Origin of the sequence: Pseudomonas sp. P1.8 (genome assembly GCF_001269805.1) — a bacterium.
GTDB lineage: Bacteria > Pseudomonadota > Gammaproteobacteria > Pseudomonadales > Pseudomonadaceae > Aquipseudomonas.
On record NZ_LHVM01000011.1, the window covers coordinates 32,045 to 57,377 of the forward strand.

Annotated in this window: 30 protein-coding genes and 1 pseudogene; 23 read left to right on the forward strand and 8 right to left on the reverse strand. The window is 60.3% G+C overall.

Annotated elements, in window-relative coordinates; genetic code table 11:
• The first annotated feature begins 6 nt into the window (after positions 1–6).
• From AD668_RS10500 to AD668_RS10570, 15 genes are all read left to right on the forward strand, one after another.
• Positions 7–1,557, forward strand: coding sequence for an ABC transporter substrate-binding protein (locus AD668_RS10500; RefSeq protein WP_053158066.1), 1,551 nt, complete (start codon positions 7–9; stop codon positions 1,555–1,557).
• Between the two features lie 13 nt (positions 1,558–1,570).
• Positions 1,571–2,524, forward strand: a complete 954-nt coding sequence (locus AD668_RS10505) for a peptidylprolyl isomerase (RefSeq protein ID WP_053158069.1) — start codon at positions 1,571–1,573, stop codon at positions 2,522–2,524.
• A gap of 223 nt (positions 2,525–2,747) precedes the next feature.
• Entirely contained in the window at positions 2,748–3,281 is a 534-nt protein-coding gene (locus AD668_RS10510; RefSeq protein ID WP_053158073.1) for a response regulator, read from the forward strand.
• An 84-nt stretch (positions 3,282–3,365) separates the two neighbouring features.
• Positions 3,366–5,072 carry a GspE/PulE family protein gene (locus AD668_RS10515; RefSeq protein WP_053158076.1) on the forward strand — a complete coding sequence of 569 codons (1,707 nt, stop codon included), beginning with the start codon at positions 3,366–3,368 and terminating at the stop codon, positions 5,070–5,072.
• Entirely contained in the window at positions 5,053–5,856 is an 804-nt protein-coding gene (locus AD668_RS10520; protein ID WP_053158080.1) for a hypothetical protein, read from the forward strand. The genes AD668_RS10515 and AD668_RS10520 overlap by 20 nt, the downstream gene beginning before the upstream one ends.
• A gap of 1 nt (position 5,857) precedes the next feature.
• The gene (locus tag AD668_RS10525) at positions 5,858–6,409 is read left to right on the forward strand and encodes a pilus assembly protein (RefSeq protein ID WP_053158083.1); all 552 of its coding nucleotides are present in this window, start codon (positions 5,858–5,860) and stop codon (positions 6,407–6,409) included.
• Entirely contained in the window at positions 6,396–6,944 is a 549-nt protein-coding gene (locus AD668_RS10530; protein WP_053158223.1) for a GspMb/PilO family protein, read from the forward strand. Before AD668_RS10525 ends, AD668_RS10530 begins: the two co-directional genes overlap by 14 nt.
• Positions 6,944–7,459 (forward strand): hypothetical protein, encoded by a 516-nt coding sequence (locus tag AD668_RS10535; protein ID WP_053158086.1) that lies wholly within the window; start codon positions 6,944–6,946, stop codon positions 7,457–7,459. The genes AD668_RS10530 and AD668_RS10535 overlap by 1 nt, the downstream gene beginning before the upstream one ends.
• Positions 7,456–9,285 (forward strand): secretin N-terminal domain-containing protein, encoded by a 1,830-nt coding sequence (locus AD668_RS10540; RefSeq protein ID WP_053158089.1) that lies wholly within the window; start codon positions 7,456–7,458, stop codon positions 9,283–9,285. The genes AD668_RS10535 and AD668_RS10540 overlap by 4 nt, the downstream gene beginning before the upstream one ends.
• Before the next feature lie 2 nt (positions 9,286–9,287).
• On the forward strand, positions 9,288–9,761 hold the full coding sequence (locus AD668_RS10545; RefSeq protein ID WP_053158091.1) for a type II secretion system protein: 474 nt from the start codon (positions 9,288–9,290) through the stop codon (positions 9,759–9,761).
• Positions 9,762–9,765: 4 nt separating this feature from the next.
• On the forward strand, positions 9,766–10,140 hold the full coding sequence (locus AD668_RS10550; protein ID WP_053158094.1) for a type II secretion system protein: 375 nt from the start codon (positions 9,766–9,768) through the stop codon (positions 10,138–10,140).
• Complete coding sequence (locus AD668_RS10555) at positions 10,115–10,654, forward strand: type II secretion system protein (protein WP_053158096.1); 540 nt, start codon at positions 10,115–10,117, stop codon at positions 10,652–10,654. Before AD668_RS10550 ends, AD668_RS10555 begins: the two co-directional genes overlap by 26 nt.
• A complete protein-coding gene (gene csgE, locus AD668_RS10560) occupies positions 10,651–11,043 on the forward strand; it encodes a curli production assembly/transport protein CsgE (protein WP_053158099.1) in 393 nt (130 codons plus the stop codon). Before AD668_RS10555 ends, csgE begins: the two co-directional genes overlap by 4 nt.
• Entirely contained in the window at positions 11,040–11,459 is a 420-nt protein-coding gene (locus AD668_RS10565; RefSeq protein ID WP_053158102.1) for a curli assembly protein CsgF, read from the forward strand. The genes csgE and AD668_RS10565 overlap by 4 nt, the downstream gene beginning before the upstream one ends.
• A 30-nt stretch (positions 11,460–11,489) precedes the next feature.
• Positions 11,490–12,353 carry a CsgG/HfaB family protein gene (locus AD668_RS10570; protein WP_053158105.1) on the forward strand — a complete coding sequence of 288 codons (864 nt, stop codon included), beginning with the start codon at positions 11,490–11,492 and terminating at the stop codon, positions 12,351–12,353.
• A gap of 134 nt (positions 12,354–12,487) precedes the next feature.
• On the opposite strand, the pseudogene AD668_RS10575 reads toward AD668_RS10570, so the two are convergent.
• Positions 12,488–12,928 (reverse strand): annotated as a pseudogene (locus AD668_RS10575) (NUDIX hydrolase); the annotation flags it as partial.
• Positions 12,929–13,001: 73 nt separating this feature from the next.
• Entirely contained in the window at positions 13,002–14,375 is a 1,374-nt protein-coding gene (ppnN, locus tag AD668_RS10580) for a nucleotide 5'-monophosphate nucleosidase PpnN (RefSeq protein WP_053158108.1), read from the reverse strand.
• A gap of 216 nt (positions 14,376–14,591) precedes the next feature.
• Here ppnN and AD668_RS10585 point away from each other — a divergent pair, with 216 nt between their 5' ends.
• Together AD668_RS10585 and AD668_RS10590 are read left to right on the forward strand one after the other, a co-directional pair.
• Positions 14,592–15,119 (forward strand): DUF3087 domain-containing protein, encoded by a 528-nt coding sequence (locus AD668_RS10585; protein ID WP_053158110.1) that lies wholly within the window; start codon positions 14,592–14,594, stop codon positions 15,117–15,119.
• 55 nt (positions 15,120–15,174) lie between these two features.
• Positions 15,175–16,719: a sensor domain-containing diguanylate cyclase gene (locus AD668_RS10590; protein WP_053158113.1), complete on the forward strand. Its 1,545-nt coding sequence runs from the start codon at positions 15,175–15,177 to the stop codon at positions 16,717–16,719.
• An 11-nt stretch (positions 16,720–16,730) separates the two neighbouring features.
• Here AD668_RS10590 and AD668_RS10595 read toward each other — a convergent pair whose 3' ends face one another.
• From AD668_RS10595 to AD668_RS10605, 3 genes are all read right to left on the reverse strand, one after another.
• On the reverse strand, positions 16,731–17,648 hold the full coding sequence (locus tag AD668_RS10595; RefSeq protein ID WP_053158116.1) for a LysR family transcriptional regulator: 918 nt from the start codon (positions 17,646–17,648) through the stop codon (positions 16,731–16,733).
• 102 nt (positions 17,649–17,750) lie between these two features.
• A complete protein-coding gene (locus tag AD668_RS10600) occupies positions 17,751–18,113 on the reverse strand; it encodes a DUF2784 domain-containing protein (protein ID WP_053158226.1) in 363 nt (120 codons plus the stop codon).
• A 58-nt stretch (positions 18,114–18,171) separates the two neighbouring features.
• On the reverse strand, positions 18,172–19,107 hold the full coding sequence (locus AD668_RS10605) for a sensor domain-containing diguanylate cyclase (protein ID WP_053158119.1): 936 nt from the start codon (positions 19,105–19,107) through the stop codon (positions 18,172–18,174).
• 168 nt (positions 19,108–19,275) lie between these two features.
• On the opposite strand from AD668_RS10605, the gene AD668_RS10610 reads away from it, so the two are divergent.
• The 3 genes from AD668_RS10610 (at position 19,276) to AD668_RS29650 (ending at position 20,498) form a co-directional block, all read left to right on the forward strand.
• The gene (locus AD668_RS10610) at positions 19,276–19,974 is read left to right on the forward strand and encodes an AzlC family ABC transporter permease (protein WP_053158122.1); all 699 of its coding nucleotides are present in this window, start codon (positions 19,276–19,278) and stop codon (positions 19,972–19,974) included.
• Positions 19,974–20,285: an AzlD domain-containing protein gene (locus AD668_RS10615; protein WP_156322326.1), complete on the forward strand. Its 312-nt coding sequence runs from the start codon at positions 19,974–19,976 to the stop codon at positions 20,283–20,285. Before AD668_RS10610 ends, AD668_RS10615 begins: the two co-directional genes overlap by 1 nt.
• A gap of 66 nt (positions 20,286–20,351) precedes the next feature.
• On the forward strand, positions 20,352–20,498 hold the full coding sequence (locus AD668_RS29650) for a hypothetical protein (protein ID WP_172681818.1): 147 nt from the start codon (positions 20,352–20,354) through the stop codon (positions 20,496–20,498).
• A 46-nt stretch (positions 20,499–20,544) separates the two neighbouring features.
• Here AD668_RS29650 and AD668_RS28715 read toward each other — a convergent pair whose 3' ends face one another.
• The gene (locus tag AD668_RS28715) at positions 20,545–20,820 is read right to left on the reverse strand and encodes a hypothetical protein (RefSeq protein ID WP_082344449.1); all 276 of its coding nucleotides are present in this window, start codon (positions 20,818–20,820) and stop codon (positions 20,545–20,547) included.
• Positions 20,821–21,082: 262 nt separating this feature from the next.
• Complete coding sequence (locus AD668_RS10625) at positions 21,083–21,763, reverse strand: SOS response-associated peptidase family protein (protein WP_053158131.1); 681 nt, start codon at positions 21,761–21,763, stop codon at positions 21,083–21,085.
• Between the two features lie 137 nt (positions 21,764–21,900).
• Between AD668_RS10625 and AD668_RS10630 the strand changes: the two genes are divergently transcribed.
• A complete protein-coding gene (locus AD668_RS10630; protein ID WP_053158134.1) occupies positions 21,901–22,800 on the forward strand; it encodes a polysaccharide deacetylase family protein in 900 nt (299 codons plus the stop codon).
• 116 nt (positions 22,801–22,916) lie between these two features.
• A complete protein-coding gene (locus AD668_RS10635; RefSeq protein WP_053158136.1) occupies positions 22,917–23,144 on the forward strand; it encodes a DUF1652 domain-containing protein in 228 nt (75 codons plus the stop codon).
• 25 nt (positions 23,145–23,169) lie between these two features.
• Here the strand turns inward: AD668_RS10635 and AD668_RS10640 are convergent, their stop codons facing one another.
• Complete coding sequence (locus AD668_RS10640) at positions 23,170–24,057, reverse strand: LysR family transcriptional regulator (protein WP_053158139.1); 888 nt, start codon at positions 24,055–24,057, stop codon at positions 23,170–23,172.
• A gap of 127 nt (positions 24,058–24,184) precedes the next feature.
• On the opposite strand from AD668_RS10640, the gene AD668_RS10645 reads away from it, so the two are divergent.
• Positions 24,185–25,333, forward strand: coding sequence for a muconate cycloisomerase family protein (locus AD668_RS10645; protein ID WP_053158142.1), 1,149 nt, complete (start codon positions 24,185–24,187; stop codon positions 25,331–25,333).

A 25,333-nucleotide genomic window follows, 5' to 3' on the forward strand; every position in this document is an offset into this window, starting at 1 on the left:
CGGGTCATGAAAACTGCCCTCATTCTTGGCATGCTCCTCCTTGGCGGTCTCAGCCTGACCGCCCAGGCGCTGCCGCTGACACCCAGCGAAAGCGCCGGTAAACGGTTGTACCGCGAAGGCGTTTCGGCCAGCGGTGAATCGATCATGGCGCGGGTCGGTGCGGCCGGCATGGTGCTGCCGGCCACCAGCCTGCCGTGTGCCAACTGTCATGGTGCCGATGGCCTCGGGCGCCCCGAGGGCGGGGTACGGCCACCGGAGTTGAGCTGGTCGCGACTTGCCAGCACCTATGGCCAGCAGCAAATCAATGGCCGCAGCTACCCGGCCTACACCGACAACACCCTGGCGCGAGCGGTGCAGGAAGGACGCGACCCCGGCAACAATCGGCTGGACCCGACGATGCCACGCTTCGTGTTGTCGATGAACGATCAGCGCAATCTGACGGCCTATCTCAAGCGCCTGGCCGATGATCGCGATCCCGGATTGACGCCTGACAGCCTGCACCTGGGCACGTTGTTACCGGCCTCGGGACCTTTGAGCGAGGAGGGCGCCACGGTCGCGGCGGTGCTCAAGGGCTGTGTGGCGCGGATCAATCAGGCGGGCGGGATTCATGGCCGGCAATTGCGCCTGACCATCCTCGACCCGGGCGCCGACCGCGCCAGCGCCGAACAGGCCCTGGACCGGCTGATTGAACAGGAGCAGGTTTTCGCCTTGATCGCACCGCTGGCGCCGGCGCTGGACACAGACCTCTCCACGCGTCTGGAACAGGCCGGTATTCCCTTGATCGGGCCGCTGTCCTTGCAGGGACTGACCCTGACCAGCCCGCAAATTTTCGAACCCTTGCCAGGGCTGCGTGAACAACTGATCGCTCTGGCCGATTACGCCACGGCCAGCTTGAAAGTGCTCCAGGGGCCAACACTGATCGCCTATCCCGACGAGCCCGGACAACGGCTCGCGGCGCAGAACCTGAGCCAGTATCTGCAAGACAACGCCTGGCAGAAAGTACACCTGCAAGCCTTCGACCCGGCACAGGATGAATTGCCACTCGGTTCGCGTTCGGTGTTTTACCTGGGCAGCAGCAATGGCTTCAGTCGCCTGGCCGCACGGTTGCAGACAGCGGGGCAGGTGCCCTATCTGTTCGCGGCATCGAACCAGGTGGCGGGGGATCTGTTCCAGGTGCCCAGCGGTTTTTCCCGACGGGTGTTTCTCGCCTATCCGTTCGTCCCCAGCGACTGGACCCTGGCCGGGCGCATGGCGCTGACCCAGTTGCGAGAGCACCAGGGCCTCGGCGGCCAGCACGCAGTGCTGCAGGTCGGCGCCTTCAGTTCGATGATGCTGTTCAGCGAAGGCATGAAGCAGGCCGGCCGCGACGCCAGCCGCGAGAAACTGGTCAATGCCCTGGAAGGCCTGCACGACTTCGATACCGGACTCACACCGCTGATCAGCTTTGGCCCGGGCCGACGCCTGGGTTTGCGAGGCGCCCATATCGTCACCGTGGATCTACCCGACCAGCGTTTTTTTCTCGTTGCTCCCTACAAACCCGTTACCACCACACCCTGACCGGAGGCCGATCATGACACTCAAGACTTTGCTGGTTCTGCTGACACTGTGGATGCCTGTGGCGTGGTGCAGCAATGGTCCGGCCGTGGCGCGGGTCAACGGCGAGGAAATTTCCCAGTTGCGTCTGGAGCGCTATTTTGCCGAGTACCTGGAAGATCAGGGCCGGGCCGTGGGCAGCATCCGCAACCCCAAGGCCTACAACCAATTGCGCAAGGCGGCGCTGGACGCCTTGATCGACCGGGAATTGCTTTGGCAGGAAGCGGTCAAGCGTGGCGTGGTCATCAGCGATGCCGATGTACAGGAACAGGTCGAGCAAACCCGTCAGGCATTGGGTGGCGCCGAGAAGTTCGCCCGGCGCCTGGAAGATGCCGGATTCGACGAAGCCGGGTTTTCCGAATACACCCGCCGCGAGCTGGCGGCCCGGCAGGTGTTTACCGAGCTGACCCAGGTCAGCGAACCCGATGACAAACAAGTCCGGGCGTTTTATCAGGAGCATCGCGCTGAAATGAGCCGACCCGAAGAGGTGAAGGCTCGGCATATCCTGATCAAGGTAACCCCCGGAACAGACGCTTCCACTGACGAAGCCGCACGGCTACGATTGGTAGAAATGCGTGCGAAGATTGTAGCGGGCGCCGATTTTTCCAGTGTCGCCCGCAGCGGCTCCGAAGATGCCTCCGCGAGCGAAGGTGGCGACCTGGGTTATTTTCCGCGGGGCCGCATGTACCCCGAATTCGAAACAGCGGCATTTGCCCTGAAACCTGGAGCCATCAGCGAGCCGGTGCGCACCCCGGTTGGCTGGCATTTGATTTATGTAGAGAACCACATGGAGGCAGCCGATGTCACACAAGAGCAAGGACTTGACATGGTTCGGGCTTACCTTGCCCGACAACAAAAGGTTCAGGCTCGTTTACAGGTATTGGCGCAACTGCGTTCAAGCAATCGAATCGAACGGATTGACGACGAATAGGCTTTTCCCCAAGAGTGGGGAAAAATTTTCAATGCCCTTCCGCTCGCTTCCCCGTCTTTGGGGGACGGTATTCCTGCATGACAAGGCATTGTCAGCAAATTCAAGGACATGAAGACTTAAAATTACCGGCGTTCAGCCTGGCATGAAGTGTGCGTTAGTCCTCTCAAGGCGCGCACTTCGCCAGGTTCGGAAACCCCGGACCTGCGGTTTCAAGGAGTCCACCTTGTTAAACAAAGTACTGGTTGTCGACGACGAACAACTGCTTGCAGAAAACCTTCAGGGTTACCTGCAGGCGCAAGAGTTGGACGTCCGGATTGCTCACGACGGTGCACATGGAATCGCTGAAGCTGACGATTTCGCACCCGATGTGATGGTGTTCGATTTCCGCTTGCCCGATATGGAAGGGTTTCAGGTACTCGACGCCGTCCGCCAGAACAGGAAGTGTCATTTTGTGCTGATCACAGGGCATCCAACCGCAGAAGTCTGCGAGCGGGCCCGGCAACTGGGAGTCAGCCACATCCTGTTCAAACCGTTTCCGTTGGCGGAATTGGCCCGAGCAGTACTGGATCTTCTGGGCAGGCAGCGCGAACCCCAAACGGGTGTGAGCACCTCCGAAGGTTTTGTCGAACGACGCCAGAGCAGGACCGAGAGTTTCCCGCTGCAGTTGTACGACGGTAGTTGGGTGCTTGCAGATCGCCGACGAATTTTATCGGCCTCCATGGCGCCAGACGACGAACAATTGCTCACCGGGGAGTAGTGGCGCGACAAGACGTTCCGGTTTCCACCGAAACTGCTCGCCGCGCCGACAGGGCTCAAAGCCCCGGGCGTTGGAGAGCAAGCCATGGACCGTCTATCCCTTGCCGTAGAACCGGCACAACTGGAATCTGTACCAACGCGTTTTACCAGTGAGCAACTGGCCCAGGCCCGAACCCTGGCGGCCAGTTCCGGCGAAAGAGTCCTCTGCGCCCTCGGCGAGTTGTGTGAACTCGCTCCCATGCCGTTTATCGAGTGCCTTGGCGCTACCCTGCATTACCCGGTGCTCGACACCGACGCCCTGTTCCAGTCCACCCCGGTGTTCGACCGGGTCACCCTGGCCCAATGCCTCAAGCGCGAATTCATCCTGCTGCGTCACGATGACGTGGTCATCGGTGTGTTTGCCGACCCCTTCGATACTGCGCGGCTGGCCTGGATCGACGACTGCCTGCACGGCGCGCCGCTGTACCTGGTGCATGCCGACGACCTCAAGGCTTACCTGGCACGTCACGAAGAAAGCTTCCACGCGGTGGAATCGCTTAACGCCCAGGCCGAGGGCGGTGCTGAAATCGACACCCTGCAAAGCCTGTCCCTGACCAGCATCAGCGAAGACGCCAGCGTGGTGGTCAAGCTGGTCAACTCGACGCTCTACGATGCGTTGAAAATGCACGCCAGCGACATCCATCTCGGCACCACCGGCAGCGGCCTGGTGATCAAGTACCGGATCGATGGCGTGCTCAATAACATCAGCAAGATCCAGGGCAGCGAGTTTGCCGAACAGGTGATTTCCCGGGTCAAGGTCATGGCCGAACTGGACATCGGCGAAAAACGCGTGCCCCAGGACGGTCGTTTCAAGATCGGCATCAGCGGTCGGCAGATCGACTTCCGGGTGTCGATCATGCCGAGCATTTTTGGTGAAGACGCGGTGCTGCGGGTGCTCGACAAACAGGACCTGGCCGACAAGGTCAGCGGCGTGCAATTGCAGGCCCTGGGCTTTGAAGAAGACACCCTGCGCCAGCTGCGCCGGCTGGCGGCAGAACCCTACGGCATGGTGCTGGTCACCGGTCCCACCGGTAGCGGCAAAACCACCACGCTGTACGCGATGATCACCGAGATCAACCATGGCGTGGACAAGATCATCACCATCGAAGACCCGGTCGAGTACCAGCTGCCGGGCGTCCTGCAAATCCCCGTTAACGAGAAAAAAGGCCTGACCTTCGCCCGCGGCCTGCGCTCGATTCTGCGTCACGACCCGGACAAGATCATGGTCGGGGAAATCCGTGACCCCGACACCGCGCAGATCGCCGTGCAGTCGGCACTCACCGGGCACCTGGTGTTCACCACCATTCACGCCAACAACGTGTTCGACGTGATCGGCCGTTTCACCCAGATGGAAATCGACCCCTACAGCCTGGTTTCGGCGCTCAACGCCGTGCTGGCCCAGCGCTTGATCCGCCTGGTTTGCGCCAGCTGCAGCACGCCTTACGCGCCGACTGAAGAAGAGTTGGAAACGTCCGGCCTCGACCCGCAACAGGTCGGCCACTACCAGTTCGTCCACGGCAAGGGCTGCGGGCATTGCCGGGGCACCGGTTACCGCGGGCGCAGTGCGATTGCCGAACTGCTGCACCTGGACGACGAGCTGCGGCAAATGATCGTCGAGCGCCAACCGATTTCGAAAATCAAGGCCCACGCCTGCAAACGCGGCTTGCGCCTGCTGCGCGAGTCAGCCCTGGAACTGGTGCAAAAAGGCCGGACCACTCTCGAGGAGATCAATCGTGTCACTTTTATCTCGTGAGCAATATGTGGCCGTGCTCGGCGCCAGCGGTGTTGGCCTCGGGCAGCGGCAGGGCAGTGACACCCGTTGGCTGGGCAGCGTCGGCTACATCGACGAAGGCTTCCAGGCCTGGGCCGTGGCCCTCGACACCCTCGACCGTTTGCTGGCCGAACACGTCGCTGCCAAAGCGGAATTGACCGTGGTGGTCTCCGGGCACTTCAGCCGTTTTTGCCTGGTGCCTTGGAGCGACCAGATCAACAGCCCGGCGGAGTTGCTCGGCTTTGCCCAACTGTGCTTCGAAGACCTGTATGGCGCGCCAACCCAACCCTGGAGCCTGGTGTTGTCGGCCGAGCCTGCCGGTTACGATCGGGTTGCCACCGCGCTGCCGCAAGACTTGCTCGAACGCCTGCGTACCCTGGTCAGCGCTCGCGGTCTGCGCCTGCGCTCGGTGCAACCGTATCTGATGGCGGCGTTCAATCACTTCGATAAAAGCTTCGACGCGGGGGATTTTCTGTTCGTCGTCGCCGAGCCTGTACGCAGTGTGTTGCTGCTGGCCCGGGAAGGGCGCTGGACCTCGGTGCGTTCGGTAGGCAGCAACGACAGCGATGCGGCGCTGACCGCGTTGATCGGCCGCGAAAGCCATCTGCAGGCCTCCACCAGCGAGCGATCACTGAACGTTTACCTGCACGCCCCGGCGCGCATCGACTCGCACCCACAGGTGCCCGGTGTACACATTCGAACCCTTGAAGAAGACCGGACAACCGTACGTGATTGCCTGTACGTGATGTCTCGGGCGGTGGCCTGACATGCGCGCCCTGACGCTCGACTTTCAGCCACGCCGCCGTTCCGGTCCCCTGGGCTGGAGCCTGCTGGCCGCTGGCGTGGTTCTGACCCTGACGTGCTTGCTGGTGCAGCAGCACCTGAGCGATGCGGCCGAACAGCAGCAAGGTCACCTGCAAACCGCGCAGCGGGTACTCACCGGCGACACCGGCAGCAAAACCAGCCTGACCCCGGCGCAAACCCGCGAGCAGGCGCAGAACCTGGCGGAAATGCGCAAAGTCTCGCAACAGCTGCGTCGTCCTTGGGAGCGCCTGTTCGCCACCCTCGAAGCCATGCCGCGCGACAACATTGCCTTGCTGACCCTGACCCCCGACGCTCGCAAGGGTCAGGTCAGGATCAGCGCCGAAGCGCGCGATCTGGAGGCGATGCTCGACTTCCACCGCCGCCTCGAAGCCTGCGACGAGCTGTCGGATGTGTCGCTGCTGAGCCATGAAATCGTCGCCAACGTGGCGGAGCACCCGGTGCAATTCAACCTGTCGGCTACCTGGGAGATCGGCGATGCAAATCCAAATCCCTAGATTGATCGTCCACGAATACCTGCAAGGCCTCGGCGTGCCGGGTCTGGCCGGTCTGGTCATGTTGGTGCTGATGCTGACTTACGGCTTGGGTGGCTTGTTGCCGGACTGGCAGTCGCTGCAGCACCTCAACCAGCAGACCCGCGAAGCCAGCGAGTACCTGGCCAAGGTTGAGGACGGCACGGTCGCCGCGCCAGTGGTGCCACAACGTCAGCTCGATGACTTCCGCAGCAAGCTGCCATCGCAGCCCCAGGCCACCGTTGCCATCGACAAGATCTACGCGCTGGCCGCCCAGGAGCGCATCACCCTGGCCCGGGGTGAATATTCCCTGGGTGTCGACCCCAAGACTCACCTGGCGCGTTACCAGATTCTGCTGCCGGTAAAAGGCAGCTATCCGCAACTGCGGCGCTTCCTTCATGCCTTGCTCCGTCAATTGCCGGCCGTGGTGCTCGAAGACGTGGAGTTGCAGCGCAAGAAAATCGCTGACACCGACCTGACCGGGCGGATCCGCATGACCCTTTACCTGTCGAGGTCATGATGAATACCAAACGCGTGGTGGGCTGGGTGGCGTTCTTCGGTGTCGCGGCAGCACTGGCCTGGGTTCCGGAATACCTCAAACAGGCAGGCGACAGCGACTCGGAGGTTGCCGTGGTGGCCTCTGCGGTCAAAGGCAAAAGCCGTGACGCGCAAACCGCCACGCCCGCCACCGCAGCGGTGGCCATCAAGGACTTGAGCCCGGCAGGCGATCTGTTTGCCACTCGCAGCTGGAAAGCGGCGCCGACCCTCGGCACCGTCATCGAACAACCGGTCAACGTAACCCCGGTGGTGCAAGCCCCCACTGCACCGCCATTGCCGTTCCAGTTTGTCGGCAGGCTGGATGACCGTTCCGATCTGCAGGTTTTTTTGCAGAACGGCGAAAAAATATACGTCGTACGCAAGGGGGATGTGATCGACGAAACCTGGCGGATCGAGCGGATTTCCGATGAGGAATTGAGCCTGGTCTACCTACCTCTGCATTTATCGCAGACCTTGTCTGTGGGGAGCACGCAATGAAAGGATCCCGTTTGCTGTTGAGCCTTGCCATCTGCGCCGCGCTGGCCGCGTGCAGTTCTGCGCAGGTTGCCAGAGACGAAGCGTCTGCCCTGATCGAGTCGGGTCAATACGAAGCCGGTCTGGCGCGAATCGAAGAAGGGTTGCGTGAAAACCCTCGCGATACTGAATTGCACCTGGCCCTGAACAGCGGTCGCAGCCGGGCGGTGACAGCGCTGTTGACCCAGGGTGACATGGACCGCGCCCAGCGCAATTTCGCCGGAGCACGCATGGCCTACGGCCGGGTGGTGGGCATCGAACCGAACAACCGTCGCGCCCAGGACTCTCTGCGCCAACTCGACTACCTGCGCAGCATGGATGAAAAACTCGAACTGGCCCGTGGCGACCTGCGTCGCGGCGACATCTACGGTGCCGACCGTCAGGTCAAGCAGATCCTCGAACTGGACCCCAATAACGAAGGCGCCCTGGAACTGCAAGACAACATCCGTCTGGTGCAGAGCCGCAACGTGGTGCAGTACCCACAACTGCGGACTCGCCTGGACCGGCCGGTGACCCTGGAGTTTCGCGAGGCCAATCTGAAGACCATTTTTGAAGTGCTGTCCCAGGTTGCCGGCCTGAACTTCATCTTCGACAAGGACCTGCGTCCGGACATGAAAGCCACGATCTTCGTGCGCGACGTGCGCATCGAAGACGCCGTGGAATTGCTGCTGCAACAGAACCAGCTGCATCAGAAAGTGGTGAACGAAAACACCTTGCTGATCTACCCCGACTCGCCGCAGAAGCTCAAGGATTATCAGGAGCTGGTGATGCGTACCTTCTACCTGACCAGCATCGATGCCAACACCGCGCTGAACATGGTCAAGACCATGCTCAAGACCCGCGACGTGTTTGTCGACGAACGCCTCAACACCCTGACCATGCGCGACACCGGCGACGCCATTCGCATGGCCGAGAAACTGCTGCAATCGCAGGACCAGTCCAACCCTGAAGTGGTGCTGGAGGTGGAAGTGATGGAAGTGGCCACCCAGCGGATTCTCGACCTGGGCCTGCAATGGCCGAACACCTTTGGTGTGGTCAACAGCGACGGTTCGCCGGTGAGCATTCTCGATCAACTCAAAGGCATCGACTCCAGCCGGATCAGCATCGCGCCTTCACCACAGGCCAAGATCAATGCCTCGGACAAGGGCATCAACACCCTGGCCAGTCCCGTCATCCGGGTGAGCAACCGCGAACAGGCGCGCATCCACATCGGTCAGCGCGTGCCAATCATCAGCGCCACCTCGGTGCCTTCCACCCAGGGACCGGTGATCACCGAAAGCGTTACCTACCTCGACGTCGGTCTTAAACTGGAAGTACAGCCGATCGTGCACCTGAACAACGAAGTGGCGATCAAGGTGGCCCTGGAAGTCAGTAATGCCACGCCGCTGGAGCCTACCCGCCAGGGCACCATTCCGGTCCAGGTCGATACCCGCAACGCTCAGACCACTCTGCGTCTGCACGATGGCGAAACCCAGATCCTCGCAGGCCTTGTGCGTAACGACCACGGCAGCACCGGCAACAAGATTCCCGGCCTCGGTGACATCCCCGGCCTGGGCCGCTTGTTCGGCAGCAATCGCGATGACGTCGCCAAGTCCGAGCTGGTGCTGTCGATCACGCCGCGGATCGTGCGCAACCTGCCGTACCAGAGCCCGTCGGACATGGAATTCCCGACCGGCACCGAAACCAGCATGCACATCCAGGCACCGGACCGCTCGATGAGCACGTCGGTCCCGCAGCCCAACGCCATGGACACATCGATTGCCACCACCGTGACCGTCGGGAAGCCTTGATCATGAACGCCTCGCAACGTGGTTTTACCTTGATCGAAGTCGTGGTGACGCTGGCCCTGATCGGCCTGCTGGCCGGTATGGCCGCACCGCTGACCGAGACCGTGGTGCGCCGGGGCAAAGAACAGGATCTGCGCATGGCGCTGTACCAGATCCGCGATGCCATCGACGCCTACAAACGGGCCTTCGACGCGGGCTATATCGAGAAGTCGCTGAACAGCAGCGGCTACCCGCCGAACCTCAAAATGCTGGTTGATGGCGTGCGCGATGTGCGCAGTGCCAAGGGGGCCAAGTTCTACTTCCTGCGGCGCATCCCCCATGACCCGCTGGCAACGGTCAAGCGTGACGACGAAGGCGGTTGGGGTCTGCGTTCCTATGACAGCTCGGCTGAGAACCCGCGGGAGGGCGAGGACATCTTCGATGTCTATTCCAAGGCCCGGGGCAAGGGTCTCAACGGCGTCGCCTACCGGGAGTGGTGAGTCTATGCGTCGGGAAAAGGGTTTTACCTTGTTGGAACTGATGGTCGTCATGGCAATCATCGCGACGCTGATGACCATCGCCTTGCCACGTTACTTCAACAGCCTGGAGGCCTCGAAAGAGACCACCTTGCGCCAGAGCCTGTCGGCCATGCGTGAGGCACTGGATCATTACTACGGCGACACTGGACGTTATCCCGATTCCATCGATCAACTGGTCGAACAGCGTTACCTGCGCAACCCGCCGATGGACCCGATTGCCGAACGCAAGGACATCTGGGTGCTCGTCGCACCGCCGGAAGGCGTGGCGGGCGGCGTGGGCGATATCAAGAGTGGAGCCACAGGGAGGGCGCGTGATGGCAGCCTTTATTCCGAGTGGTAAACCGTCCAGCGAAGGTGGCTTCACCTACCTGGGCGTGCTGTTTTTGATCATGGTGATGGGCATGGGCCTGGCCAGTGCCGGCGAGTTGTGGGCCACTGCCGCGCGCCGTGACCGGGAAAACCAGCTGCTCTGGGCCGGTACCCAATACGCCCAGGCATTGCGCAGCTACTACCGCAGCTCGCCGGGCCTGGCCCAGTACCCGCAGGAGCTCGCCGACCTGCTGCAGGACGAGCGTTTTCCATCGGCCAAACACCACCTCCGGCAGCTGTACCCGGAGCCGATCGGCGGGGGCGAATGGGCGCTGATGCGCGGCTTCGATGGACGCATCACCGGCGTCTATAGCCCCTCCGAGGAGAAGCCGCTCAAGCAAGTGAACTTCCCTAATCAATGGTCGGACTTCAACGGCATGGCCAGCTACAAGGACTGGCAGTTCGTCGCCGAGAAATCCTTCCTCGAAGGCACCTCCGGGCCCGCGAAAGGGCAGTCCACCGCACCCCAGGCGTTGCAGCCATGAACCGGCGCTGGCTGGCCGCCCTGGCCCTGATGCTGATAGCGAATTTCGCTTCGGCCGCCGAAGAAGACGAGATGCTGGGTTTCATCATCGACGACACGATTTCACACATCGGTCATGACTTTTACTACTCGTTCAGTGAACGCCTGCGCGCCACCAGCCCGATGGATTTCAATCTGGTGGTGCGCGAAAGACCTTCGGCGCGCTGGGGCAGCCTGGTGACCGTGGAGTTTCAGCAACGACTGGTGTATCGGCGTTTTCTGCCGCCGAACACCGTGGAGTTGAAAGACGAGGCTTATGAGGCTGCCGATCTGGTGCGCATGGAAATCGTGCGGCGCAAGCTCGAAGCCATGTTGCAGGACACCACCGACCTTGAGAGGGACGAACTATGAAAACAAGAACTTTCTCGCAGCGTACGGGACTGTGGTTACTCGGGCTCGGAAGTTGCGGTCTGGTCCACGCCACCGAGCTGGTCTACACGCCCATCAATCCATCGTTCGGGGGTAACCCGTTGAACGGCACCTGGCTGCTCAACAACGCCCAGGCGCAGAACGACTATGACGACCCGGACCTGAAAGACCGCACCAGCATCGCGGGTACCTCAGCCCTGGAGCGTTTTTCCAGTCAGTTGCAATCGCGGTTGCTGGGGCAACTGCTGGACAACATCTCCACCGGCAATACGGGGAGCCTGTCCACCGACGCTTTTATCGTCAACGTCCTCGATGACTCCGGTGCACTGACCATTGAAGTGACCGACCGAGCGACCGGTGAAATTTCCGAAATTCAGGTTAACGGCCTCGCCCCTTGAGGGGATTCGGGCCGATGGGGAGAAACGGACATGAAAAAGATAATTTTGCTAGGGATGCTGTTGGCAACACTTCAAGGTTGCAGTCTGCGCGAGCCGGTCGGGGCCGAGCAGGACACTGAAACCCCCACCCTGACACCCCGGGCGTCGACCTATTACGACTTGATCAACATGCCACGACCCAAGGGTCGGTTGATGGCGGTGGTGTACGGTTTCCGTGACCAGACCGGACAATACAAACCGACGCCAGCCAGCTCGTTTTCCACCAGCGTGACCCAGGGCGCGGCGAGCATGCTGATGGATGCCATGCAGGCCAGCGGCTGGTTCGTGGTGCTGGAGCGCGAAGGCCTGCAGAACCTGCTGACCGAGCGCAAGATCATTCGCGCGTCGCAGAAGAAGCCCAACACCCCGGTCAACATCCAGAGTGAATTGCCGCCGCTGCAAGCGGCGAACATGATGCTCGAAGGCGGAATCATCGCCTACGACACCAACGTGAAAAGCGGTGGGGAAGGGGCGCGTTATCTGGGCATCGACATCTCGCGGGAGTATCGCGTCGACCAGGTGACAGTGAACCTGCGGGCGGTGGACGTGCGCAGCGGGCAGATATTGGCCAACGTGATGACCAGCAAGACCATCTACTCCGTGGCCCGCAGTGCAGGGGTGTTCAAGTTCATCGAATTCAAGAAGTTGCTCGAGGCGGAGGTGGGCTACACCACCAACGAACCAGCGCAGTTGTGCGTACTGTCGGCGATCGAGGCGGCGGTCGGGCATATGCTGGCGCAGGGAATCGAGCGGCATTTGTGGCAGGTGGCGGGGGATAATTCCCAACCTGCGAATGAGACCCTTGATCGTTACCTGACGCAGAACAAGGTGGTGCCGGAAGGTTCGGAGGAGTGACCGAGGCGGCCTTCGGGCCAACCGGGTTCGCGGATGCATTACTCCGTAGGAGCTGCCGAAGGCTGCGATCTTTTGCCGTTGATTTTAACAATCCCGGAGATCGCAGCCTCGTTGCACTCGACAGCTCCTGCAGCTCCAGCGCTTTCCAGCATGCCGATCAACTGCTCAGGCCACACCGTTTCGCAAGTCACTTGCAACTCGGCCACAGACCACCATTTGTGGTCGGCCATCACCCGAACTTCATGGGCCGTCCAACCCTCACGGGAAAGGCACTCACCATCGGTATGAACCACAAAATAACGCTCAAAGGACAGGACCGTTTCGCCACTGGGCAGCATCATTGAAAAGCTGCGCTCGGCAATGCTTTCACCGACATTGGCGACACACAGACCGGTCTCTTCAAACAGTTCGCGAACCGCGGCGGTCTCAAAAGACTCGCCTGGCTCAAGCCCTCCACCGGGTGTCGCCCAGTGGCTTTGGCCGTCGAGGGCATCACCTTTATGCTGGAAGTTAAACAGCAGAACCTGTTTTTCAGGATTGATCACCAGCAGTCTGGCGGAATTGCGTTGGCGCATTTTTTCTTTCCATAGAGTGTCGCAAACCGCTGCTTTCACTGCGGTTCGCGACGGTCAGCTCATTGCAGCGGGTTTACGCCACCACCCGGTAACACGGCACATACGCCGCGCCACCCGGCAGTTTCATGCGGTGCTGGGCGACGAAGGCTTTGAGCAGTTGGTCCAGCGGCTGCATGATCGCGGCGTCGCCACGGATCTGGTACGGGCCGTGTTCTTCGATCAGGCGGATGCCTTTGTCCTTGACGTTGCCCGCAACGATGCCGGAGAACGCCCGGCGCAGATTGGCCGCCAGTTCGTGGGCCGGCAGGTCGAGGCTCAGTTTCAGGTTGGCCATGTTTTCATGGGTCGGGTCGAACGGGCGCTGGAAACCTTCGTCGATTTTCAACAGCCAGTTGAAGTGGAAGGCGTCGGCACGCTCGCGGCGGAATTGCTTGACGGCCTTGAGGCCCTGGGTCATCTGGCGGGCGACTTCGACGGGATCGTCAATGATGATCTGGTAGTGCTGCTTGGCCGCATCGCCCAGGATGGCGCCGACGAACGCGTCCAGTTGTTCCAGGTACGGCGCGGCATGTTTGGGCCCGGTAAGGATGACCGGGAAGGGCAGGCCTTCGTTGTCCGGGTGCATCAGGATGCCGAGCAGGTACAGAAACTCTTCGGCCGTCCCGGCGCCGCCAGGGAAGATGATGATGCCGTGGCCGACGCGGACGAAGGCCTCCAGGCGTTTTTCGATGTCCGGCAGGATGACCAGTTCGTTGACGATCGGGTTTGGCGCTTCGGCAGCGATGATCCCGGGTTCGGTCAGGCCCAGATAGCGCCCGCCGTGGATGCGCTGCTTGGCGTGGGCGATGGTCGCGCCTTTCATCGGGCCTTTCATCACGCCGGGGCCACAACCAGTGCAGATGTCGAGACTGCGCAGGCCCAGTTCGTGGCCGACTCTCTTGGTGTATTTGTATTCTTCGGTGTTGATCGAGTGGCCGCCCCAGCACACCACGATTTTTGGCTCGACGCCGGGGCGCAGGGTGCGGGCGTTGCGCAGCAGGTGGAAGACGTAGTCGCTGATGCCCTGGGAGGTGCTCAGGTCGATGCGCTGGCTGTCGAGTTCGTTTTCGGTGTAGACGATGTCTCGCAGGGCGCTGAAGAGCATTTCCCGGGTGCTGGCGATCATTTCGCCGTCGACGAAGGCGTCGGCCGGAGCGTTCAGCAGTTCCAGGCGTACGCCGCGGTCTTGCTGGTGAATGCGGATTTCAAAGTCTTTGTAGGCTTCGAGGATGGTCTTGGCGTTATCGACGTGGGCGCCGGTGTTGAGGATGGCCAGGGCGCATTGGCGGAAGATGTCGTAGGTGCTGCCGGAACCGGCTTCGCTCAGTTGCTGGACTTCCCGTTGCGAGAGCGTTTCCAGGCTGCCTTTGGGGCTGACAGAGGCGTTGATTACTTGTCTTTGGGTCATTCAATGATCCTTAAAACGATGGCATCCGCGCAGAACCAGCGAATGACATCCGAATAATATGTATCCATGAAAGAAGATGGCACGAACTGCGCGGTCTCGCCATGTCCCCCGTTTGACGATGAAAAGATGAAAAGGAGCCCCAGCATAGCTAAATCCCTCGCAGAGGCGATAATGGCCCGCCGTCTTTTTATCCATGACCCGAGGAAACCCGACGCAATGTTCGAAATCCAGCCGATGAACGCCGACACCTACCGGCAACAGACCCGGCGCAGCACGATCATCATTGCCCTGATTTTCCTGGCGCTGGCCATGGTGCTCTCCACTGCGGCAGTGACCTTGTTCGGTGAGCCCGGTGGCGACAATCTGCGCTTTAACGTCGGCGGTGTGTTTGTCGCCGTACTGGTCATGGTTGCCCTGATGCGCAAAGTGTTCTGGACCCAGCCGTGGATGGCCCCGGCCGTCTATAGTTGGCAGCTCAAGCGCAAGCTGATGGCGATCACCAACGTCATGCACCACGTGAAGGTCGCCGTGCAAGCCGGTGACCCGACGGCCATGAAGCTGCTACGGTTCTATCATCTGGGGTTGAACCAGATGCATCAGCTCGATGGCAATTCAAGCGATCACAGCCAGTTGTTCCACGAAATGGATCAACACAAGACAAGGATGCAAGAGCTGGGCATCGACACCGAGCAGACGCAATTCCACCCGGCCTGGCTTGATGCTGTGAAGCCAACGGCGGCATAGTGAACCGCGCAGCGATACGGACCTGTCGCGTCGACATCTGCACTCAGGGAACAGCATGGGAAATCTGTTGATCAACGATCCTGTCGAACACCGCCTACCTGTCGTGAGCCGGCTCAAGGTCCGGTCGGCGGTAACGCTCATGGTCGCCGTGTGCCTGTCGATGACGTTGATCGTGATCTGGGAAGCCTGGAGTTCGCGCCAGTACCATCTGCATGACAAGGAAGTGGCGATGTCCAACCTTGCGCAGACCCTGGCGTCGCAAGCCAGGGACTCAATCAAACAGGCCGATACACTGGTGTTTACCCTGGTCGATCGCCTGGAACACGAAGGCGTCGATCAAATCCGCCTGCCGCGTTTGCTCAGCGCCCAGCGCAGCGAGCTGCGACAGATCCACGGCCTGTTCGTGTTCGATGAAACGGGGCGCTGGATCGCCAATTCCAATGGCGTCGAACAGGACGGGCTCAACAATGCCGACCGCGAGTATTTTCTGTTCCACCGCGATAATCCAGGTCGAGGGCCGCACATCGGACCGTCGATCAAAAGCCGTTCCAGCGGGGAGTGGATCATGCCGGTGTCGCGGCGGGTCAATCATCCGGACGGCAGTTTTGCCGGGGTGGCACTGGCGACCATCTATCTGAGCCATTTCCTGCAACTTTACGATAGCATCGACATGGGCAGTAATGGCGTGATCAACCTGATCGCCGACAATGCCACCATTGTCATTCGCCGCCCCTTCAAAGAGACGGAAATCGGCACCAGTCTGGCGAAGAGCCCGTTGTTTCTCGACCTGTTACCCAACGGCGATGCAGGCACGGCCACGATCAGATCGATTCTCGACAATGTCGAGCGAGTCGTGGGCTATCGTCGGGTCGAGGGTTATCCGCTGATTGTTTTCGCGGCGTTGAACAAAGAGCAAGCGCTGGGCGGGTGGCGTAAACAGACGTTGCTCAGCGCCGGCATTGTCGTGGTGTTGCTGGGCGTTCTCGGGATGTTGGGTTATCGACTGATCAAGTTGATGAAGCGGCAGAACCGAGTCCAGGCCGAGCTGCTCGATACCCAGGAGAAACTCATTGGGGTCAATCGCAATCTCGAACGTCTGGCCCTCAATGACGCGCTCACCGGACTGGCCAATCGGCGTCAGTTCGATATCTTCATCGAGGCAGAACTGGGCCGGGCCAAGCGCCAGCAGACCGGCATTGCATTGTTGATGCTCGACGTCGACCATTTCAAGGCGTTCAACGATCAATACGGACACCTGGCCGGTGACGAGTGTTTGCGCAAGGTCAGTGCGATCATCACCGACAATATTCAGCGTCCCGGTGATCTGGCTGCTCGCTACGGTGGCGAGGAATTTGCCGTGGTACTGCCCGGCACCGACTACGTCGGAGCCTTTCTGGTTGCGGAAAAAATCCGCCGCGCGGTACTGGAGGCAAATATTGTGCACGGGGAAAGCCCCGAAGGGCAGGTAACGGTCAGTCTCGGGGTGAGTGCCTGTGAGGCGGCTTCTTCGGCCGGGCCCAAGGATTTGATCGGTGCAGCGGACAAGGCGCTTTATGTGGCCAAGACCAGCGGCCGCAACATGAGCGTCATCGCTAACTGAGCACCGGCTACTCAACCCGACCGGTCAAGGCCCTGGACCAGTCGAGTGGCCAGGTGCGATTGCTTGAGTTGCTCCAGCCACCAGCCCAGAGCGCGACCGTCATGGTCACCGCGCCAGCCGGCGTACAGAATGTTCGGTTCGCGCGGGTCGGCCATTTGTTTTTCCATCAGCGTGCAGTTTTGCAGCAACGAGCCCACACGGTTTTTCGGTAGCCAGCCCACACCCAGCGCGTCGCATTGGGCGAGGATTTTTGCACGCATGGTCGGCACGGCCAGTACAGGTTGGCCACCGGAGACACCATACGTGCTGCCCTCGGTGACTCGGGACGAGTCGGCCACTACGATCGCCCGGTGTTGCGCGACCATGGCCCGGGTGATCGGCTCTTTGGCCTTGGCCAACGGGTGTCTGGGCGAGACGGCGAACACCCATTGCAGTTCGCCCAGTTGCATCCAGCGCAAGGTCGGGATCGCCGGAGGCTCGTTGGTAGCGCCGATGATCAGGTCGGCGCGGCCTTCGCGCAGGGCTTCCCAGACACCCTTGAGCACTTCCTGGGTGATGCGCAGCGCAACGCCCGATTGCAGCGCATCGAATTGCCGGATCACCGGGATAAGGGTTTCGAACTCCAGCAACTCGTCGGTAACGATCCACAAGCGGCTTTCCCAACCCTTGGCCACTTGCTGCACCCGTTGAGTCAGGCGTGAGACGTCCTGCATCAGCCGCGCCGCTTCGTTGACCAGCAACTCGCCCGCCGGGGTCAGTTGCAGGCGATAGCGGCGGCGATCGAAGAGCAATGCATCGAAGCGTTCTTCCAGTTGCCGCGCAGCGTAGGACACGGTCGACGGCGCCTTGCCCAGATGCGCCGCTGCCCGCGACAGGCTGCCGGTTTCACGGATGGCCTCAAGCAACGCCAGGTCTTCAATTGACAGCATGGGTCGCATCCTCGAACGGATAAGATCAAAAGATCGCAGCGTGTGGCAGCTCCTACGCAAGGACAGGCGTTTCCCGTAGGAGCTGCCGCAGGCTGCGATCTTTCAAGTCGCCCATCGCCGGACCACCCGAAGATAGACCAGCCCATTGATCAGCAGCACCACGGCGCCCAATGCAAGCTGAATACCCGGTGTCAGCCCCGCCGGATAAATCACCGGCCAGACATAATGCTCGATGAATCCACCGCCGTAGCCGCTTTGCCCGGCCCCATGGCGCAGGTGGTTTTCCCAATCGGTGAGCGGGCAGGGCAGGTGGAAAAACTCCACCGCCATACCCCACAGCGCTGTGGGCGGATGCCACCACACCAGGTGACGCCATTTGAGCACCAACAAGCCGCCAAACAGCACAAACACAATGAACAAAAGATGAAACAGCACCAGCCCATCGGCGGCGATTCGGTACAGCATGGCGATCTCCCCGGCCGGGTAAATCATTCCCTCCATGGTACTCGGGGCTGGCTGTTGATCAATCTCGAAAATCAGCGAACTCGGCGCGCATCCGCCCGTTGTGCTTGGCCTTGTAGAGCAGATGGTCGACCTGTTCGACGAACTCCAGAGCCGTGGCATGCATTGAAACAGTGGTGGTGCCGACGCCGACGCTGATGCTCAACAGATTCGATACGTTTGAAAACGCATGGGGGATCTGCTGCTGGCGAATCAGGTGCAGGCATTTGTGCGCCACCAGTCGTGCCGATTCTGCATCGGTTTCCGGCAGCAGCCAGACGAACTCTTCACCGCCGATTCGCGCGATGAAGTCCCGTGGCCGGTTGGCCGCCCTGGACAGGGTTTGCGCGACGCGGCGCAGGCATTCGTCACCCTTGATATGGCCGTAATGGTCGTTGTACTGCTTGAAGTAGTCGATATCCAGCACCAGCGCCGACAGTGGCGAACCGGTGCGTTGGGCGGTGTTCCACTCGCGTTCGAGCACGGTGTCGAACATGCGCCGGTTGGCGATGCCGGTCAGCCCGTCCTGGAATGAATATTCTTCGAGCTGCTTTTGCAGGCGAACCAGGTGTTCTTCGGTTTTCTTGCGCTCGCTGATGTCGAACATGAATCCGACTAGTGCCTCGACCTCGCCGTCCTTGCGCACCACGTGCACCACATCGCGAATCCACACGTACTCGCCGCTGTCGGTCAGCGCTCGATAGTCAGCCTCGTGATCGACACCGGCGCGCGATTGCGAGACGCAGAAATCCACAACGTAGGCACGATCATCCGGATGCATACGTTCGACCCAGTCGTTGACCGATCCCCAACTGTGCTGTTTCCAGCCGAGCAATTGCTCGATCTGTGGGCCGATGTAACTGAACGTCATGGTTTTCCAGTCGATGCGCCAGGGAATGGCGTTGGTCGACTCAAGCAGGGTTTTGTAAACATCGCTGTCGGTTTCGACTGAACTCATAAAGGGGCTGCCTCGATGAAAGTGCAGCGCCATCATGTTGCTACTATTGTGGCGAAGCAAGCGGGCAGCCGATGAATGGCAGGGGTTCGTGACAGTGAGCAAGATTGTTCAAGCCAACGGGCGCGAGGGCTGGCACAGTTTCGGGTCTCTCCCTGTCTGTAGAACGTCATGTCCAACTCACTCATGCCCCGTAGTGCCTTTCTGCGCGGCGCCGCAGCCATCATGCCGCTGTCCCTGGCCACCGCGCCCTGGGGCTTGCTGGCGGGCTCCATGGCCATCGAGGCCAATCTCACGCCCCTGCAAGGTCAGGGCCTGTCGAGCATCGTGTTTGCCGGTGCCGCGCAACTGGTTGCCATCGGCATGCTCAAGGGCGGTGCCGGGATTTTTTCGATTTTGCTGACCACGTTGCTGCTGACGTCACAGCACTTGCTTTACGGCATGAGCCTGCGCTCGGTGATCTCACCGTTGCCGGGGCGCTGGCGAGTGGGGTTGGGATTCTTGCTTACGGATGAGCTGTTCGCCCTGACCAGCCAGCACGACAAGCAGCAGTTCAACCGCTGGTACGCCCTGGGTGTCGGCCTGACGTTTTACATCGCCTGGAACGTCTTCACCCTGGCCGGGATTGTGTTGGGCAGCAGCATCCCGGGCCTGGAGCATCTGGGGCTGGATTTCTCCATCGCCGCGACGTTTATCGCCCTGATCACCCCGGTGGTGCGCAATGTGCCGACCGTAGTGTGCGTGGCGGTTTCGCTGTTTTGCTCAGTGTTGTTCAGTTACTGGCAGTGGGGTTCGGCCCTGGTGCTGTCGGGGTTGGCGGGGATGACCGCCGGGTTTGTCTGCAACAAATTCTACGGTGGACGCACATGATGGTCTGGGCAGTGATTATCGGAATGGGCCTGTTGGTGTTCCTCAACCGCTATGTGTTTCTCGAACCGAGATTGCCGGTTCGCCTGAGCAGCAATGCCCGACAGTTTCTCGGGTTTGCAGTGCCGGGGATGCTGACCGCGATCTGCGGGCCGATTGTGTTCATGCCGGAAAAACAGCTGAATTTGCAGTGGGACAATCCGTACCTGATCAGTTCGCTGGTGGCCATCGGCCTGGTGCTGTACACCCGCAACACGTTGCTGAGCATGCTGTTGAGCATGGCATTCTTCTTTTTTCTGCGCTGGTGGCTCTGAGTCGGCTGCGTAAAAGTGTTCTACGCTTGCAATTGATAACCGATCCCTTCAGGAAGAGAGGTGAACATGGCCAATGAACCCAAACGTCCTGACCCGGAAGAAGACGTGGACGAACCCACGGAAAAAGAGATTGAGCAACAGAAGCGCTCGGTACCGGACTGGAAGCATCCTGACGATGGAACGGAACTGTCAGAGCCAGACCGCAAGTTTTGATCGGCCTATACGACAAAGCCCCGCCATGAGCGGGGCTTTGTCGTGATCACCCTTGTTCCAGGATCTCTGGAAAATCGGGGTGGGCGGCGCGATGTCCTAATGTCCTGTCGATCCAGGCGTTCAGCTCGTTGACCATTACCGGCGGTTTGCCGGGATAATGTTCGAGAGTTGAACTCAGGGTTTGATGGATATCGGGAACAGATCGAAGGTTACGGGTGTGTATGTATTGCTTGATAAAGCAGTCGAGTTGGTAGTGCTCCGTCTTTGTAAGATGAACGCACGCCAGACCCACGACTTGATCGTTTGTATAGTCGTCGCGCAATTTGGATCTCTGCAAGGCTTGGTGTATGGGATTTCCTTAGTTGCTGACTCTTTGGTCAGCTAATGCTATTGCTGGAAATTCGGCGCGAATGCTAGCCGCAGTAGGTGGGAATGTATCTATTTTGACTGCAGAGTCTGACAAGCGGTACGTATGTACCAAACCTTATTGTTACTTCAAGGAAACGCTTTTTTTCACGTTATAGAGCCGTTGCTTGTTTATAGAGTTGTTATTAATGATTGCCTTACTGTCGTTATTGATAAGTTCATGGAACTTCATTGATTAGAGCAGCGCTTTGGTTCCTGACATTGCCGACGGCCCTGTCGACCTTGTACCACTCAAATACGTCACTGACCTCACCTTGCATCAGCGCCATTTCCTCGGCTCGCTCCTTGGGTGTGGCCGGGTCCAGCCATTCCCGCGCCAGTTCGGAGGAAAACACCACAGGGCGACGGTCATGCACATCCAGCAGGCCGCCAGCACTGTCGGCGGTGATGATCACGAAGCCGTCGTGCTCCCTTGGCGGCGCGCCGCCGATGGGGAACTGGCCAATGGCCGCACAGTAAATGGGGGCCCGGTCACGCCGACGAATCAGCCAGGGTTGCTTTGTCGAATCGCCGGCATCGACCCATTCGAACCAGTTATCGATCGGACAGATCGCGCGGTGGGGCCATATGGAACGAAAGTACGGTCCGTGGGCGACTTTCTCGACCCGCGCATTGATCGGCGTTGTGCGATCAGTCGACCAGGACGGTCGCCAGCCCCAACGTACCGCATCGGCATGCAAGCGCCCATTTTCCTCATGCAGCAGGGCAAGCTGTGTGGTGGGTGCGGCGTTGTAGCGTGCCAAGGGGGCGGCGCCGACATGATTGATCAACGCATCGGGGAGACTCAGCACTGCCACGAAGTCGTGGATCCCGCGGTATTGCGACAATCGTCCGCACATGGCCTGACTCTCTGGTAAAGCGGTGTTTTGAGTTTAGATGCAGACAACGAAACGGGCCTGGCAGTGTTGGAACCAAACGCTGTGTACCCTATCCAACTTCGGCCCACCGCCCGGTGCGGGCCGGCTCAAGGCAAAAAATGAAACAGCTATCCAGATTTTTAGCGCTGTGCGCCATGGCTGTCGGTCTGCTGGGGTGTATTGCGGCGCCGATTGAAATGACGCCGCAAACCGAACAGCGCCTGCGAGCGCAACCGCCGATCCGCTTTTTGCTGACCTTCGATGACGGTCCCAGCGCTTCGAGCTGGTGGAACCCGACCGTGACCGTGCTGGAGAGCCTTGCGCGCAATCCGCTGCAACCGGACATCAAGGCGGTGTTCTTCGTGCAGACCCGCGCCCCACGAGCCGGTGGAAGCGACCTGGGCCGCGAGATCATGCGCCGCGAGCATGCGCAGGGGCACGTTCTGGGATTCCATACCGCCACGCCCTCGCACACCAATCATCGCTCTCTCGATCCATCAGAACTGGAGCAGGCCCTCACCGACGGCAGCGCCGACATCGCCGCCATTACCGGCGTGCCCACGGTGTTGTTGCGCCCGCCGTTCTGGAACTACGACAAGCGCACCTTCGCGGCTTATCAGCAACATGGTCTGCACGTGCTGCTGACGGATTTGAGCGCCAACGACGGCAAGATCTGGGGCTTCAATGCCAGCCCCCGGCGTCGTTCGCACATGCTGCGTTCGATGTCTGAAGTGCGCGAGCGCATTGCCCGTGGCGAGCTGCCGGTGGTCGACGGGGTGATTCCAGTGGTGGTGACGTTCCATGACCTCAACCGCTACACGGCCCGGCATACCCGCGAGTATCTGCAGATTCTCGTCGACAGTGCCCAGGCCAGCGGTGTGACAATCGCCGACAAGCCGTTTTACGACGATCAGGACGCAGTATTGCGGGCAGCCTTGGCGCGAACTGTGCGCGACGGTTCACAACCCGTTGAGTTGCCAGGGTTCTGGAACTGGATCTGGGGGGGTAATTCCCACTGAAATGTCCGAGGTGCCAGCGAAATAGCAAAATTGACGGCAATTTACTGGCGCAAAATCAGCAATGTGTATCTATCTGAAACGGATCCAATCCGATCACCTATCGCCGAGGACCGGCCATGGTTCCTATTTCAGTTCTTTGCAGCATTGTTGAGTCCGGTTTCGAGCCACTGTCGTGCGAATGCACCGAGAGCCTCGGATTGCTGCGCATTGAAATCCATGAACCTGTCACCGGGCGAGTGGAACTGTTGATCAGTGGCGTATCGACGGCGAATCTGGACAGCGTGCGGGCCATCGGCGAATTGCGTACCGAGATAAAGGCCGGGCGTCGGGCGTTTGCCGGTTGATCGCTTGCTACAGGTCTTGAATGTTTCAGTTTGCGGGCGCCAACAATTCATCAATCATCCGCAAGCAATGGTTCAACCCCGGGGAGACATCGCCCACCCGTCGACTCAGAATGATCGGTGACGTTGCGTTGTCTTCCAGCAGCGGGGTGAAACCAATGTCGTCGCGGTGCAGCAACTGCACCGATGCCGGCACCAGTGTGACTCCGATTCCCGCCCCGACCAGCCCAATCGCTGTTTGCAGTTCATTGGTCCATTGCGCCACGTGGATGCTCACGCCATAGGTCTCGAACAGGGCTATCACATGGTCGGCGTAGCTCGGTCGCGGATTACCGGGGTACAACACGAAGGGTTCCTTCGCCAGTTCCCGCAGGCTGATGGGGCCTGCGAGCAGCGGGTGACCGGCGGGCAGGGCGGCGACCAGACGGTCTTCGGTCAATACGGTCTGGACGATGGCCGGATCATCAATGCGGATGCGGCCGAAACCTACATCGATCCGCCCGGCCTTGAGCGCCTGAACCTGCTGCAGGGTGGTCATTTCCGACAGCCCCAACTCCAGCTCCAGCGGCTCGCCGCTGCGCAAGCGTCGAATCAGTTCCGGTAATACCCCATACAGTGTCGAGGGCGCGAATCCGATGCCCAGCCAGGTTTTTTCCCCCTGGCCGATGCGGCGAGTGTTGTCGCAGACCTTGTTGAGCTGATCGAGCAGGGCGGTGGAGTGTTCATGGAAAAACCGCCCGGCATCGGTCAGCTTCAGCGGGCGTCCGCGCTCCAGCAACATCACCCCCAGCTCGTCTTCCAGTTGCTGAATCTGCCGGCTCAACGGTGGTTGGGCGATGTGCAGCAGTTCGGCGGCCCGGGTGAAGTTGAGGGTTTGAGCCAATACCTGGAAATAACGCAGGTGCCGCAGTTCCATGGAGCCTCCAGACGCAAATGGATTGCATACCTTTAAGGTATCAAGTCAGACCAATTCTATATTGGCGTCACGAAAAAAGCCGTACCAGAATCGATTCCAGAACTTTAAGAACCTGACGGGTATCGACATGCTTGCAACTGCCATTGAATCGATCGAGACGATCATCGTCGATCTGCCGACCATCCGCCCGCACAAGCTGGCGATGCACACCATGCAGAACCAGACCCTGGTGATCATTCGCGTGCGGTGCGCCGACGGCATCGAAGGCATCGGCGAATCTACCACCATCGGTGGCCTGGCCTATGGCAACGAAAGCCCGGACAGCATCAAGACCAACATCGACATGCACTTCGCGCCGTTGTTGATCGGCCAGGACAGCAACAACGTCAACGCTGCCATGTTGCGCCTGGAGCGCAGCATCCGTGGCAACACCTTCGCCAAGTCCGGTATCGAAACCGCGCTGCTTGACGCCTTGGGCAAACGCCTCGGCCTGCCGGTCAGTGAGTTGCTCGGCGGCCGTGTTCGTGACTCGCTGCCGGTGGCCTGGACCCTGGCCAGTGGCGACACGGAGAAGGACATCGCCGAAGCGGAAAAAATGCTCGACCTGCGCCGCCACCGCATTTTCAAACTGAAGATCGGTGCCGGGGAGGTCAACCGCGATCTGGCCCACGTGATTGCCATCAAGAAAGCCTTGGGCGACCGTGCCAGCGTGCGGGTCGACGTCAATCAGGCGTGGGACGAAGCGGTGGCGCTGCGGGCCTGCCGAATCCTTGGCACCAACGGCATCGACCTGATCGAGCAACCCATTTCGCGCAACAACCGCGCGGGTATGGCCCGTCTGAACGCCATGAGCCCGGCACCGATCATGGCCGACGAATCCATTGAGTGCGTGGAAGATGCGTTCAACCTGGCCCGCGAAGGTGCGGCTTCGGTGTTCGCCCTGAAAATCGCCAAGAACGGTGGCCCACGTGCTGTATTGCGCACCGCCTCCATCGCCGAAGCGGCGGGTATCGCCCTGTACGGCGGCACCATGCTTGAAGGTGGCCTGGGCACCATGGCCTCGGCCCATGCCTTCGTCACCCTGAACAAACTGGCGTGGGACACCGAGCTGTTCGGCCCGTTGCTGCTGACCGAAGACGTTCTCAGCGAACCGCTGGTGTACCGCGATTTTGAACTGCACGTGCCGAACACCCCGGGCCTGGGCCTGAGCCTTGATGAAGAGCGCCTGGCGTTCTTCCGCCGCGACAAGACATCCACCGCCATTCATCAAGCTTGA